11 protein-coding genes are annotated in these 13939 nt (G+C 42.3%); 1 reads left to right on the forward strand and 10 read right to left on the reverse strand.

Going from position 1 to position 13939, the window contains the following annotated elements:
- On the forward strand, positions 1 to 246 hold a 246-nt coding region (locus B5F71_RS20255), incomplete at its 5' end, for a hypothetical protein (protein WP_158098072.1).
- Positions 247 to 407: 161 nt separating this feature from the next.
- On the opposite strand, the gene glmM is transcribed toward B5F71_RS20255, so the two are convergent.
- From glmM to B5F71_RS10205, 10 genes are all read right to left on the reverse strand, one after another.
- A complete protein-coding gene (gene glmM, locus B5F71_RS10160; RefSeq protein WP_087209893.1) occupies positions 408 to 1793 on the reverse strand; it encodes a phosphoglucosamine mutase in 1386 nt (461 codons plus the stop codon).
- A gap of 166 nt (positions 1794 to 1959) precedes the next feature.
- The gene (locus B5F71_RS10165) at positions 1960 to 2655 is read right to left on the reverse strand and encodes a DUF4827 domain-containing protein (protein WP_022040166.1); all 696 of its coding nucleotides are present in this window, start codon (positions 2653 to 2655) and stop codon (positions 1960 to 1962) included.
- Positions 2656 to 3000: 345 nt separating this feature from the next.
- The gene (locus tag B5F71_RS10170; protein WP_087209894.1) at positions 3001 to 4101 is read right to left on the reverse strand and encodes a GDP-L-fucose synthase; all 1101 of its coding nucleotides are present in this window, start codon (positions 4099 to 4101) and stop codon (positions 3001 to 3003) included.
- Between the two features lie 107 nt (positions 4102 to 4208).
- On the reverse strand, positions 4209 to 5297 hold the full coding sequence (gene gmd / locus B5F71_RS10175; RefSeq protein WP_022040168.1) for a GDP-mannose 4,6-dehydratase: 1089 nt from the start codon (positions 5295 to 5297) through the stop codon (positions 4209 to 4211).
- A 70-nt stretch (positions 5298 to 5367) separates the two neighbouring features.
- Positions 5368 to 6615, reverse strand: a complete 1248-nt coding sequence (locus B5F71_RS10180; RefSeq protein ID WP_275532081.1) for a nucleotide sugar dehydrogenase — start codon at positions 6613 to 6615, stop codon at positions 5368 to 5370.
- A gap of 114 nt (positions 6616 to 6729) precedes the next feature.
- Complete coding sequence (locus tag B5F71_RS10185) at positions 6730 to 9171, reverse strand: tyrosine-protein kinase family protein (RefSeq protein WP_087209900.1); 2442 nt, start codon at positions 9169 to 9171, stop codon at positions 6730 to 6732.
- Between the two features lie 33 nt (positions 9172 to 9204).
- Positions 9205 to 10002 carry a polysaccharide biosynthesis/export family protein gene (locus B5F71_RS10190; RefSeq protein ID WP_022040171.1) on the reverse strand — a complete coding sequence of 266 codons (798 nt, stop codon included), beginning with the start codon at positions 10000 to 10002 and terminating at the stop codon, positions 9205 to 9207.
- Between the two features lie 77 nt (positions 10003 to 10079).
- Positions 10080 to 10514 carry a hypothetical protein gene (locus B5F71_RS10195; protein ID WP_087209902.1) on the reverse strand — a complete coding sequence of 145 codons (435 nt, stop codon included), beginning with the start codon at positions 10512 to 10514 and terminating at the stop codon, positions 10080 to 10082.
- A gap of 224 nt (positions 10515 to 10738) precedes the next feature.
- Positions 10739 to 11989, reverse strand: coding sequence for a peptidoglycan DD-metalloendopeptidase family protein (locus tag B5F71_RS10200; protein WP_022040173.1), 1251 nt, complete (start codon positions 11987 to 11989; stop codon positions 10739 to 10741).
- Between the two features lie 189 nt (positions 11990 to 12178).
- Entirely contained in the window at positions 12179 to 13846 is a 1668-nt protein-coding gene (locus B5F71_RS10205) for a formate--tetrahydrofolate ligase (RefSeq protein WP_087209904.1), read from the reverse strand.
- Positions 13847 to 13939: the final 93 nt, after the last annotated feature.

The raw sequence follows: 13939 nt of genomic DNA on the forward strand, positions 1-13939 counted from the left end.
GACGAAGAACAGGAGCGAAAAGGACCAAAAAATCGCCCAAAGCACACACGAAAACAGATACATCAAGCCAAGAAAAACTTTTTGGAGAAATTCAAAACAGCTTCTAAGACGCAGACAAGAAATATCTCCTGTAAAGGTGCGTTTTTATTGTCTATGAAAAAACATACGGCCGTACAAAAACTATACGACCGTATTCAAATCAGATTATATCTGCCGATAGGGCAACAAATGCACTTCAAGTTATGAATGTCCGTAATAAACCAATTCGACTGAGTTGAAAACGCAGTAATACTGCATCTGCCGATGAAGTATATATTCAACCGTGAATGCAGTATATATTCATCAGCCGATGAAGTATATATTCATTTTTCAAGGGTATGTATTGACTGTTTACGGACATTCATTTTTCAATTTTTCTCACAGGCGATTGCACAAACAGTTTTCGCCAAACGGTCGGCTTCATCTGCAGTGCGGGCTTCCGAATATACACGGATAATGGGTTCGGTATTGCTCTTACGCAAGTGTACCCACCCGTCAGCAAAATCAATCTTCACCCCATCGATATCGTTTACCTCTTCATTACGGTAAACGTCCTTCACTTTTTCCAAAATAGCATCAATATCAGTATCCGGCGTCAAATCTATACGATTTTTCGCCATATAATAAGTAGGATAAGAAGCACGCAGTTCACTCACCTTCTTGCCTTCATGAGCCAAATGACTTAAGAACAAAGCTATGCCTACCAGTGCATCCCGACCATAATGGGCAGGCGGATAGATGACACCGCCGTTACCTTCACCGCCGATTACGGCATGTGTCTCTTTCATTTTTGCTACCACATTCACTTCGCCTACTGCCGAAGCATAATATTTCATCCCGTATTTATCAGTTACATCCCGCAATGCACGAGTCGAACTCAAATTGGATACCGTATTGCCCGGTGTATTCTTCAATACATAATCGGCCACTGTAACTAGCGTATACTCCTCGCCATACATTGTTCCATCTTCACAAATCATAGCCAATCGATCTACATCCGGGTCTACAACAAAAGCCACATCCAATTCTTTTTTCCGCATCAACTGCATGATATCACCTAGATTTTTCTCCAAGGGCTCAGGATTATGCTGGAAAATTCCTGTAGGTTCGCAATACAATTTCTCTACATAATCCACTCCCAAACGCTCCAGCAATTGTGGAAGAATGATACCACCTACCGAATTTACACAATCAATTGCGACACGAAAACCTGCTTCACGGATAGCCTTGCTATCTACTAAAGGCAAAGACAAGACGTGCTCGATATGCTTTTCACCATAACTCAAATCCTCCGTATAGAGCCCTATCGAATCAATATCGGCGTATTCAAAGTCTTCTGCTTCGGCTATGCGGAGCACTTCTTTCCCCTCTTCAGCATTCAAGAACTCACCACGTTCGTTCAACAATTTAAGTGCATTCCACGGTTTCGGATTGTGGCTGGCAGTCAGAATAATTCCACCACAGGCTTTTGCCATCGTCACCGCCAATTCGGTAGTAGGAGTAGAAGCCAATCCTATATCAACGACATCAAAACCCATACCCATCAAAGTGCCACACACCACTTTCCGCACCATCTCACCCGATACACGGGCATCACGTCCCACCACAATGCGATTGCTTTGTAAAGAAGAAATACGACGAATCAGTGTAGCGTATGCAGAAGTAAATTTTACGATATCCAACGGGGTCAGCCCTTCTCCTGCTTTTCCCCCGATAGTTCCCCTGATACCGGAGATTGATTTTATCAAAGTCATCGTTTATTAAGTTTTTGGGTTTATAATTTCTCACCAACATTCAGGCAATGTCTTGGGTTGTCCTCCCTGACAAACGGAACAGACATTACAACATAAGGCGGATGTGCCAAAACAAAAATCAACGTTCATTTTGATAATCCCATTCCATTCTGACACACCTGCCTTCTTATTTACCTAAATTATAAGTAATCTCGTAATAACACGGGTATACATAACGGCTCGCATTTCTAGTCCCTTCAGCGTGAGGAACTATCAGACGTACACGAGCCACATCAGTCGACGAAGATGTACGCGAAGGTTTTACATACCGCAAAGGCAATAACCAGCCCGTCGGTACCGAAGTTGTCTGGTAAATGGAATACATAATATAACTCTGCGTAAAAGCTGCCGAATAAGAATCACCATCAATGGTAAGCTTATATTCTTCGGGATGAAGCATATACATTGGAAGCGACCACGATGAGTTTACAAAATAAAGCGGATAATTGTACAGATTCGTATTACCAGTCAGCGTATCACCCAAACTGAACAGTTCATCACGATCCTGCATCGCAATCTCAAAATAACGGGAAAGTATGGAATACGACCCATCTGCCAAGACAGAAGTACCCTGCCCTTTCTTCACGATATTCATATACACACCGCTTTCATCAAAAAGCACAAACTGATTCTCGTTGGTCATTGTATCTTGGGCATAGAATTCGCTTTCGCTTATTATTTCATAATCGTGCGTACTAATCCATGCATTGATTGCATCAATTTCATCATCTCTCAGTTCAGCATACGTCTTGCTATCGTCACAACTTTGGAATAACAAAGTCCCGATAGCCAATACTGTTACAAACAATCTTATCCTTTTCATTCTTCTTGCTATAAATTTGTGGCGGCAAATTTAATAAAATGGCAGTAATAAACGAAAATTCAAAGAGATTTTATCATTAAATGAAGTGATTTAAACTTATTTCAGAACATGAATATCACATCAGCATAGAAACCGTTGCATGCGAACCGGGTCATTCATTTTCTTGGAGGCATTCCAATGCATTAAAGGGAAGCTGTAGCTTTTCTCTTTTTAAAGCAGAAGGTAAAGACATACGGTCAGCATCAGAAATCCGTAATCTTTGCGTTACAAAAAAACTGCTGCCTGCCAAACACTGATAAAAGCGTTAGCAGACAGCAATAAGTGTTATATCGTTATGCCATTACATCAAATTGTCTGATGGTTGATACAAATCCCCTTCAGATACCATTCATACAAACGATGAATTCCCTCGTCTATCTCCACTTGATGATGCCACCCCAAGCTATGAAGCTTCGTTACGTCCGTCAACTTACGCATCGTTCCGTCTGGCTTAGAAGAATCCCAACGCAACTCACCCTTAAAGCCGATTTCTTTTACAATCTTCTCAGCCAGTTCCCGGATGGACAGTTCCTTGCCCGTACCTACATTGATATGACAATTACGGATTTCTGTCTCGCCATTCTTGTAAGTATCTTTAAAATCTACATTCAATAATACGTGTACACTGGCATCTGCCATCTCTTCACTCCACAGGAACTCACGCAAAGGCTTGCCTGTACCCCATAAAGTTACAGCTTCGGGCGCAATGCCAAACTTTGCCAGTTTTCCTAAGATTTCTTCGTCCGTATTATTTCCATTTACTCCTTCTACAGGGCGCAAGTTTATGTCTTTACGCACAGCATCCCACTTGCCTTCATTCAGGCACTTTGCAAGATAGACCTTGCGAATCATTGCCGGAAGCACATGACTGTTTTCCAAGTGAAAGTTGTCATTTGGTCCATAAAGGTTTGTAGGCATAACGGCAATGTAATTCGTACCATATTGCAAGTTGAAACTTTCACACATCTTTAAGCCGGCTATTTTAGCAATGGCATAAGGTTCGTTCGTATATTCCAAAGGAGAAGTGAGCAGTACTTCTTCCTTCATCGGTTGGGGAGCTTCACGCGGATAGATACAGGTACTACCCAAAAACAGAAGCTTCTTGACACCATGACGAAAGCTTTCACCGATGACATTCTGCTGTATTTGAAGATTCTGGTAAATAAAGTCTGCACGGTAATGCAAGTTCGCCATAATGCCTCCTACATGTGCGGCAGCCAATACTACAGCATCAGGCTGTTCTTCATCGAAAAAACGTTTTACAGCCACTCCATCCAACAGGTCCAGTTCCTTATGACTACGCCCTACCAAGTTCATATACCCCCGTTGCTGAAGATTATTCCAAATAGCCGATCCAACTAATCCATGATGTCCGGCAACATATATTTTTGATGATTTGTCCAACATATTCTTTTTTGTTGACAAGCCGACAAAGTATCAGAAAACGAGGTATTACCTGTCAAATACCATTACATCCTTGTCAATTCGTTATCTGACACCTTGTCAACTTAAAATTATTCTTCTTTATCCATTTCTGCTTTCAGATGAAGTTTCCTTACAAACTTCATGTCATGCTCAGCCATTATACGTACCAACTCAGGGAAAGATGTTTTTGTCGGATTCCAGCCTAATGTTTCTTTGGCCTTGGTCGGATCTCCTAAAAGCTGCTCCACTTCACACGGGCGGAAATACTTCGGATCAACTTCTACCAATACACGTCCTGTTTCCCGGTCAATACCTTTTTCGTCAACACCACTTCCCTGCCATTCCAAATCAATACCCAGGTAATGGAATGCCAGCGTACAGAACTCTCGTACCGTATGCATCTCGCCGGTTGCTATCACAAAGTCTTCTGGTTTATCATTCTGGAGGATAAGCCACATGCATTCTACATAATCTTTAGCATATCCCCAATCACGTTTCGCGTCAAGATTGCCTAAATACAGTTTATCTTGGAACCCTTGCTTGATACGTGCAGCCGCAAGCGTAATCTTACGTGTCACGAAATTTTCTCCACGCCGCTCACTTTCATGATTGAACAGGATACCGTTTACAGCAAACATACCATAACTTTCACGATAGTTTTTCGTTATCCAAAAACCATACTGCTTTGCCACTCCATAGGGTGAACGCGGATAAAAAGGAGTCGTTTCTTTTTGGGGAATTTCCTGAACCTTTCCAAAAAGTTCAGATGTGGAAGCCTGATAAATACGGCAAGTTTTGTCGAGTCCGCAGATTCGAACCGCCTCTAATAAACGAAGCGTGCCGATGGCATCAGCCTCGGCTGTGTATTCAGGTACATCAAAAGAGACCTTTACGTGGCTCTGTGCTGCCAGATTATAGATTTCCGTAGGATGAATGTCACTGATGATACGAATCAACGAACTGGAATCTGTCATATCGCCCCAATGAAGATTCACCAAACGGTTTTTCTTCATATCACGTACCCATTCGTCCAGATACAAATGCTCGATACGTCCTGTATTGAATGACGAAGAACGGCGTAAAATACCATGCACTTCATAGCCTTTCTCTATCAAAAACTCAGCAAGGTAAGAACCGTCTTGTCCTGTTATACCGGTGATTAATGCTACTTTTCTCATAATTCCAAAATCTTTTCGGACAAAGGTAATCTTTATTTCTGTAAAAGCCAAACAGATGTGTTACTATCAGTCAGTCTCTCCGAAAAATATCACGAGTATACACTTTATACCGGACATCGTCAAGACATGCATCATAGCGATTAGCAATAATAGCCTGGCTCTGGCGCTTGAAAAGTTCCAAATCATTTACAACCCGGCTTCCAAAAAAAGTGCTCCCATCTTTCAAGGTCGGCTCATAAATTATTACAATTGCACCTTTAGCCTTCACACGTTTCATGACCCCTTGGATACTGCTTTGCCGAAAATTATCACTATGGCTTTTCATTGTAAGACGAAAAACACCTATTGTACATTGCCGTTCTTCATCAGGATTATAATCACTCCGGTTATAATAATCGTAATATCCTGCCTTATGCAAGACTCTATCGGCAACAAAATCCTTACGTGTACGATTGCTTTCCACTATTGCCTGTATCAAATTTTCAGGCACATCCGCATAGTTGGCAAGAAGCTGTTTGGTATCTTTAGGCAGGCAATAACCTCCATAGCCAAAACTTGGATTATTATAATGACTTCCAATGCGCGGATCCAGACAGACCCCATTGATTATCGCCTTTGTATCCAATCCTTTCATTTCAGCATAAGTATCCAATTCATTAAAGTATGATACCCTTAAAGCCAGGTAAGTATTGGCAAACAGTTTCACGGCTTCCGCCTCTGTCAATCCCATGAACAATGTATCAATATTCTCTTTAAGAGCACCTTCCTGAAGTAAAGCGGCAAAAGTATGTGCAGCTTTGTCCAAACGGGCGTCTCCTTCAGGACGTCCCACAATGATGCGGCTAGGGTAAAGATTATCATAAAGCGCTTTGCTTTCCCGCAGAAATTCGGGAGAAAATATGATGTTATTATTTCCCAACTTCTTACGGATGTTTTCGGTATATCCTACTGGTATCGTACTCTTAATGACCATAATCGCATCCGGATTGACCTGCATAACCAACTTAATGACTTCTTCTACATGGCTGGTATCGAAATAGTTCTTTATCGGGTCATAATTGGTCGGAGCTGCAATAATCACAAAATCAGCATCACTATATGCTTTAACCCCATCCAATGTAGCAGTAAGGTTCAGTTTTTTCTCCAACAGGTATTTTTCTATGTAATCATCCTGAATGGGTGATTTCCGCTGATTAATCAATTCCACTTTTTCCGGAACGATATCAACCGCCGTGACCTGGTGGTGCTGACTCAGCAGTGTGGCAATAGAAAGGCCTACATAGCCTGTCCCGGCCACTGCTATTTTCAAATCTTTCATAATAATAACGATTTAAAGACAAAATCGCACCAGTTTACATTACTCTGCGAAGAATACATGCAGAAAAGTGTAAACTGATGCGACATGCGTATAAGTGTTGATTATAATTCTTAATTATTTGTTGCTTTTTTGCTTTTGGGCTTCGGAATATCCATATCCGTATCCATAACCATAGCCATATGCCTTGCCACCATATCCGTACTTTGCACCATATCCATAACCATAGCTGTTTTTCCGTTTGCTCATGTCTATGTCATTAATAACAGTGGCAAGTACAGGGAATTTCTTCTCATCACGCAAAACATTAATATACCGATACCCAGCCTTCGGGGTCACATCTGCACGGCAAACATACACACACATGTCTGCCACACGTCCGATAATCGCAGTATCAGTAACCATGGCAATCGGCGCAGTATCCAGAATTATATAATCATAACGCTGCTTTAACTGCTCGATAGCCCGGTCCAGAACATCACGAGCCACCAGTTCTGTCGGATTGGGTGGAACAGGACCACCTGGCAAGATATCTAAATTCTCGCTAATATCCGAATGTTGAATCATATCGAAAATATTCACATGATCCGGATCCGCCAAATAATTAGTAATACCTTCTGCACGACGAGAAAGATTGAATACCTTATTCAATCCCGGCTTACGGATATCCATACCTACAATAATCGTTTTCTTTCCTAAGAAAGCAAGACTGACAGCTGTATTGCCGGCAACAAACGATTTACCTTCACCTGGCTGAGTAGAAGAAAAGAGAATCACTTTTTTATCTTTAGGCAACATGAAGAGTAAATTGGTACGCAAGCCACGAAATGTTTCTTCCATAATATCGTTTTTATTCTCCCGTACAACAATCGCTCCTTTTTCCGGTTTTTTGCAGCGTGGAAGTTCTGCAATAATAGGAATATCTGTCAAGTGTTCTACATCTTCACGGTTTTCAATTTTGTACTTCAACATGTCACGCAGATAAATAATTCCGACAGGAATTCCCAATCCCAAAATCAATGCGGCAAGTGCGATGATTTTCTTTTTCGGAGAAACAGGATCCTTATCTGCCAAAGCATCTTCAATAATCCGCCCGTTATTGGCTGTAGCCGCAAGGGTTATAGCATTTTCCTCACGCTTTTGCAAAAGCATCGTATAAAGTGCCGCCTTGATTTCCTGCTGACGGGCAATGCTCAGGAACTCTTTCTCCTGCAAAGGAGCATTACTGATGCGTCCTTCAAATTTACGTGCCTGACGGTCTATGTCTATTTTTGCAATATTCAGACCTTTCAATACACTTTCAACAGTAGTCTGAACACTATGCCGCATGGCTTCTATCCCCGCATTCATATTAATAACAGCAGGGTTACTTTCAGAAGAAGTACGTAACAAACGGTTACGTTCGATAATCATCGTATTATACTGGTCAATTACCGATGAAAGGTTCTGATCCTGCAACCCGACATTTGAAGGGATAACCTCTCCATTGTTTTGAGGATCATTTATGTAATTCTTCAAGAATTCTACCAGCTGGATTTGCGTAGCATTTTCTACACGCTGCTGTCCATACTTAGAACTTTCTTCCAAAGCCAATTGCGCATCACTGGTAAGATCTGTCAATCCCGAACGCTGTTTAAAATCAGCCAATTCTGTCTCTGCAGTACCCAATTCGCGATTGATAATTCCAATGCGTTCTTCAATAAATTCAGCTGTTTTCTGTGCCACTTCATTTTTTTCATCATTTGCATCGCGGTTATAGAAAGCCACCAGGCAATTGATAAAATCCACAGCACGTTGTTTATCCGTATTCTGTATTCCGATTTGAGCTATTGTTGTGGTTTTCGAAGTCGCTTCCACGGTCAGGTTCTCCATATATCCATTCGCGGTAGACGTCGGAGCATTAATATACGCAACCAGTCTCATATCTTCTTCCATAGGCTCTGGAAGCGAGTCGTTTTTAACGAAGTTCACCACTCCGACAGGAGTTGGAAGTACAGCCGGAAGTTTATCAAATGTTTTACTGATTTCTTCCTCTTCTTCTTCAAGAGTGTATTCGGCCTCCACATTCAATTTGCCATCAAGCGTATATTTCATTTTCAGCTTAACAGGTGCCTTCAATTTATCAGCTTCTTCAGGCGTCATGAAAACATTGACAGGAGAAGTCTTATACAAAGGAATATTATAACCGCTCATGCGGTCTTCGGCTATACTGATATACAACCGTAATTCATTTACTGCTTTTTTGATAAGAGTACGTGAATGCAGAATTTCCACCTCATTATCAAAATTATTAGTCATGGAAAACATTCCAAGGTCTTGTATAGCAGCCAAAGGCGATGTAGCAGAAGTACTACCTTTTTGTTCTTCTTCTTTAATTAAAACAGCCGCCGTAACATTGTATACTGGCGCCTGATAGCGCAGATAAAGGAAAGCCAATATCAAACAGACAATTACACTTATGACAAACCACGGCCAATAAGCAAGGTATTTGAAAAAAATAGCATATAGATTGATAGCATTTTCTTCTTTGTTTTGTTCATTGATGTTTTGTTCTTCCATAGATGTTTTTTTCTAACTTTTTTATCCGTTGAATTAATTGAGAATATTGACTAGCAAACTTGCGATAGATACCAAGATTGAAGTTGCCGATATAACCGTAGTGGTCGTATTACCGATATCTGAGTTTTTCGCCTTTGTCTTATTGGGAGTAACATAAATGACATCATTTTGCCGGAGATAGAAATAAGGTGAAAGGACGATGTCACTTTTCGTCAAATCAAGCTCTACGATTTCCCGTTTGCCATTGGGTTCTTCACGAATCAGCTTCACATTCGTACGTACACCGTAAACCGTCATATCCCCTGCCATAGCAAGAGCTTCCAACACATTAACCTTTTCGTTACTAACCGTAAAAGAACCAGGGCGTGCAACTTCACCCAACACTGATATCTTATAATTTGCCATACGGACGGTTACAATCGGAGCTTCTTTCAGATAAGGTTTCAACCGTTCGCGAATCATATTCTCCGCTTCATTCTTAGTCAACCCTCCTACTTTCAACCTTCCGAGGACTGGAAAATCAATTTCTCCCTGATTGCTTACAAGATATTGTTGCAAGGTTGGCTGGGTAGTCGTGTTGATATTAGTCAACGCCGCATTCAAAGGAGTCTGCACAGTCAAATTAAATGGAGCAGCCGCCTGAGGATCAGTCGTATTCACTGTAATACTTAACAAATCTTTAGGCATGATTTTCGCATCATAAAGGGGGATTTCCGTTCCCAGTTCATTTACAATTTCAGGATTCTGCAAGTAAGGTACACTTTTATAAGAGGTACATCCTGCCAGCAATGCCATAATAGCAAATGCGAAAAGTGTTTGTTTGAGTTTCATCTTATGTTCTTTAAAAATATTAATTGCCTCTATTTTTCCAATAATACTTAGTCACTGTATCAGCCCGACATTATTGTTTAAGTAAACAATCTTTTCAAAAAGCCCTTTCGTGATTTCTTGTCATCCTGTTCGTCCGTTTCGTAGCGATCCAACAAATCTTCATACGAAAGACGCTTGGTTACCATTTCATAAATAGTGCCCCAATCAGGCAATCCTCCCAAATTACGGTCATCTATGAACAAATCCACTTTCAATTTGCGCGAATAATGATTGTTCTGTTGCTTTTCTTCCTCCGGATAGTCACGGTTGACTGCATAAAAGACCAATCCCCGCTGGCGGCAAAATTCAACGGCCTCATCCAAAAGCTTCCCTTCACGCACACTCCAAAGAATCAGCTTATGCTTTTCCGCAGCCAGCTTTTTTAGAGTTTCAATAGCAAAAGGTATCTCTGCACCAATGGCGGGATATTTATGCTCTACAATAGTTCCATCAAAATCTACAGCTATAAGCATATCAATTACTCATTATTTAATTTGTATAAAAAGTTCTGACTCCTTACCTATTCAAAACATTACTTTTTAATCTAATTTGTCCCTGCATATCAACCAATATGACACGTGTGCGCAAAGATACAACTTTTTTCATTATTGACAAAAGTTTCAAACAATAATAATTGAAGTATCAAATCAAATCTCTCGCTTCCAATATCCTATCAATCTTTTAGAGCCTGTTACTTTCAATGCACTTTTATCCCATCAAGTATTTGCAGCAACGAATCGCGCACAACGGCAAATTGTTCCTTATTATCCTCACTTACAGGCTTTTTAGGTTGCGACTTGATAGTAAGAGGATTAACGGGGGTACCATTATCATAAACACGGAAATCAAGGTGTGGCCCAGTAGACAACCCCGTGCTCCCAACGTAGCCAATCACTTCTTTCTGCTTTACTTCCGAGCCCACCTGGATTCCTTTAGCAAATCCCGAGAGATGCATATAAGTGGTAGTATAGCGGCTATTGTGACGAATCTTCAGGTAGTTTCCTGCCCCACCCGCCTGGTAAGCTTTAGCTATCACCTTTCCCTTGCCTATAGCATACACAGGCGTACCCTTCGGAGCAGCATAATCCACACCATGATGGGCACGATAACGGCGCAATACCGGATGGAATCGGCTATTCGAAAAGCGTGACGAGATGCGATAATAATCCAACGGAGCCTTCAAGAACTCACCCTCCAGGCTATTCCCGTCAGCATTGTAATACAATTCCTCACCATCCTGCACAAAGGGAATAGCATAATACACACTATCTTCGTGCGAAAATGAGGCTGCCAGCACACGGAAGTTCTGCAATTCCCTTCCTTCTACGGTTTCCTGTTCATACCACACACGGAACTCGTCTTCTTTTTGCAACCCGAAAAAGTCAATGCTCCAGCCGAAGATATTCGAAAGGTCAAGGGCAAGCTGCGGGGAGGTTCCGCACTGCTGCATCGCCACCCACAACGATGTTTTTACCCTTCCTCCTACAGTCTTACGCTCCCACGTCACTGGATTTTCACCGCGCTTCACACCGTAATCACCTTTCAGGTCAAAGACGATATATGACTTCGGACTTTCCTCGTAAACAAAGTACACCGTCTGTGGAATGCTATCGCGGGTCGTAAAAACGGCGTATGCCTGCCCATCTTTTACCTTACGGACATCGAATACACCTTCTGCTTTCTTGGTAAGCCGGTGTACTTCACCTACCGACAAACCATGCTTCCGCAAGATAATCGAGAGGTTCTGTCCCGGTTCTACAAGTCCGTACTTAATGTCGTAAAGCGAAACAGGTATCCCATATTTCCGCACGATATTGTCGACTTCTACCGAATCAGTTACCGCAACTTCGTCCAACGGTTGCGCCATATGATGCATATAATAAAAAGTCCCGCCAACCGCCAGCACAACAGCTACGACTCCGGCTATGAATATATTTCGTTTGTTCATAATTTATACAGATTGCAGGTAAAATAATGACACGCCCAATGAAGATATCTTACTTTGCCTTTTCAGTTATCTTCGTGGGCTGTAGCAGTTATTTGAAATTGCCGATGAAGTATATCTTCGTTTTGCAGACATATTTATTGGCGGAATAGGACATTCACAAGGAAAAAACAATAGTCATAAATAAGACACTCACGACAATCCTTCTATCTCTCCATTCACAATATCAATGTGTAGGGCTTGCGGCTCTTTGGGCAATCCCGGCATACGCATAATCTCGCCAGCTATCACCACCAGCATCTCAGCACCGGCATTAAGAACAATGTCACGCACATGAAACTCAAAGTCCTTCGCCACACCATAGAGCTTGGGGTCAGTGGAAAACGAATACTGAGTCTTGGCAATACAGATGGGGAATTTCTCATAACCCAGTGCTTCAGCTATCTTGATTTTCTTGCGCGCCGTGATGCTGTAAGTCACTTCAGCGGCACCATACAAGTTGCAAGCCACTTTCTCTATCTTTTCCTCGATGCTATCGGTGTCCTCATATGCAAGGCGCAGAGGCTGTGAAGGTTTGTTCTCAATGGTGTCCACTATCAGCTCTGCCAATTCCATAGCTCCGGCTCCACCTTCGGTAAAAGCATTGTTAACGGCAAAACCCACACCCATCGTGGTACAATGGCGACGGATAGCTTCAATTTCCTCTTCCGTATCGTTGGCGTAACGGTTAAATGCCACTACAATCGTCTGACCGAACGAGCGCAGGTTCTCAATATGCTTGTCAAGATTGGCAAAGCCTTTTTCCAATCCTTCCAAATCTGGCTCCTTGATTTTGTCAAGACTCACGCCGCCGTGCATTTTCAATCCCTGCGCCGTAGCTACAATAACGGTCAGCTTGGGTTGCAAGCCCGACTTACGGCACTTGATATCGTAAAATTTCTCTGCTCCCAAATCCGCACCGAATCCGGCTTCCGTAATCACGTAGTCGCCGAAGGTCATCGCCAACTTGGTGGCCAAGATGGAATTACAACCGTGAGCAATGTTGGCAAAAGGTCCCCCATGAACAAATGCCGGTGTGTGCTCAGTGGTCTGCACCAAGTTGGGGGCTATGGCATCCTTCAGCAATACGGTAATAGCTCCTGCCACTCCCAAGTCTTTCACCGTAAAAGGTTTGTTATCAACGGTGAAACCCAGCAAAATATTCTCGATACGACGACGCAAATCCGCCTCATCTGTTGCCAGGCAAAGGATAGCCATGATTTCAGATGCCGGAGTGATATCAAAACTTGACTCCCGGGTAATGCCATTGGTTTTTCCTCCCAATCCCGTCACGATATAACGCAAACCACGGTCGTTCACATCCAACACACGATTCCACAGCACTTCCTTCATGGCAAAGCCGTTATCGCGGTTCTGATACATATAGTTATCCAACAAGGCAGCAATCATATTATGTGCCGAGGTAATGGCATGGAAATCACCCGTAAAATGAAGATTGATTTTGTCCATCGGGAGCACCTGTGCGTAGCCACCTCCAGCAGCACCGCCTTTCATTCCGAAACAAGGACCAAGCGATGGCTCACGTAAGGCACAGATGGCTTTCCGTCCAATGCGATTCAACCCCAAGGCAAGTCCAATAGAAACCGTAGTCTTTCCGATACCGGCCTTGGTGGGCGTGATGGCTGTCACCAGTATCAAGTTGCTCCGCTTTACCTTCTCTTCATCTATCAATGTTTCGGGCACTTTGGCAATGTATCGCCCGTAGTTCAAAATCTCATCTCCGGGTAACCCGTAACTCCAAGCCACCTGCTTGATTTTCTTCAGCTCGATGCTGCGTGCTATTTCTATATCCGACTTCATATTTATATCCTATATATTCTTGTTCATCAAAATTATCCAAGACCTAGAAACTGTTTTGAATCTCTACAAAAAGCTTTTCCCGTCTTGATGTTT

It is taken from the genome of Bacteroides sp. An269, from assembly GCF_002159755.1.
Classification (GTDB): Bacteria; Bacteroidota; Bacteroidia; order Bacteroidales; family Bacteroidaceae; genus Phocaeicola; species Phocaeicola intestinalis.

Bases quoted from the DNA above. Each gene is read 5' to 3' on its own strand.
- glmM (WP_087209893.1), bottom strand. From the start codon at position 1,793: ATGACTTTGATAAAATCAATCTCCGGTATCAGGGGAACTATCGGGGGA.
- B5F71_RS10165 (WP_022040166.1), bottom strand. From the start codon at position 2,655: ATGAAAAGGATAAGATTGTTTGTAACAGTATTGGCTATCGGGACTTTG.
- B5F71_RS10170 (WP_087209894.1), bottom strand. From the start codon at position 4,101: ATGTTGGACAAATCATCAAAAATATATGTTGCCGGACATCATGGATTA.
- gmd (WP_022040168.1), bottom strand. From the start codon at position 5,297: ATGAGAAAAGTAGCATTAATCACCGGTATAACAGGACAAGACGGTTCT.
- B5F71_RS10180 (WP_275532081.1), bottom strand. From the start codon at position 6,615: ATGAAAGATTTGAAAATAGCAGTGGCCGGGACAGGCTATGTAGGCCTT.
- B5F71_RS10185 (WP_087209900.1), bottom strand. From the start codon at position 9,171: ATGGAAGAACAAAACATCAATGAACAAAACAAAGAAGAAAATGCTATC.
- B5F71_RS10190 (WP_022040171.1), bottom strand. From the start codon at position 10,002: ATGAAACTCAAACAAACACTTTTCGCATTTGCTATTATGGCATTGCTG.
- B5F71_RS10195 (WP_087209902.1), bottom strand. From the start codon at position 10,514: ATGCTTATAGCTGTAGATTTTGATGGAACTATTGTAGAGCATAAATAT.
- B5F71_RS10200 (WP_022040173.1), bottom strand. From the start codon at position 11,989: ATGAACAAACGAAATATATTCATAGCCGGAGTCGTAGCTGTTGTGCTG.
- B5F71_RS10205 (WP_087209904.1), bottom strand. From the start codon at position 13,846: ATGAAGTCGGATATAGAAATAGCACGCAGCATCGAGCTGAAGAAAATC.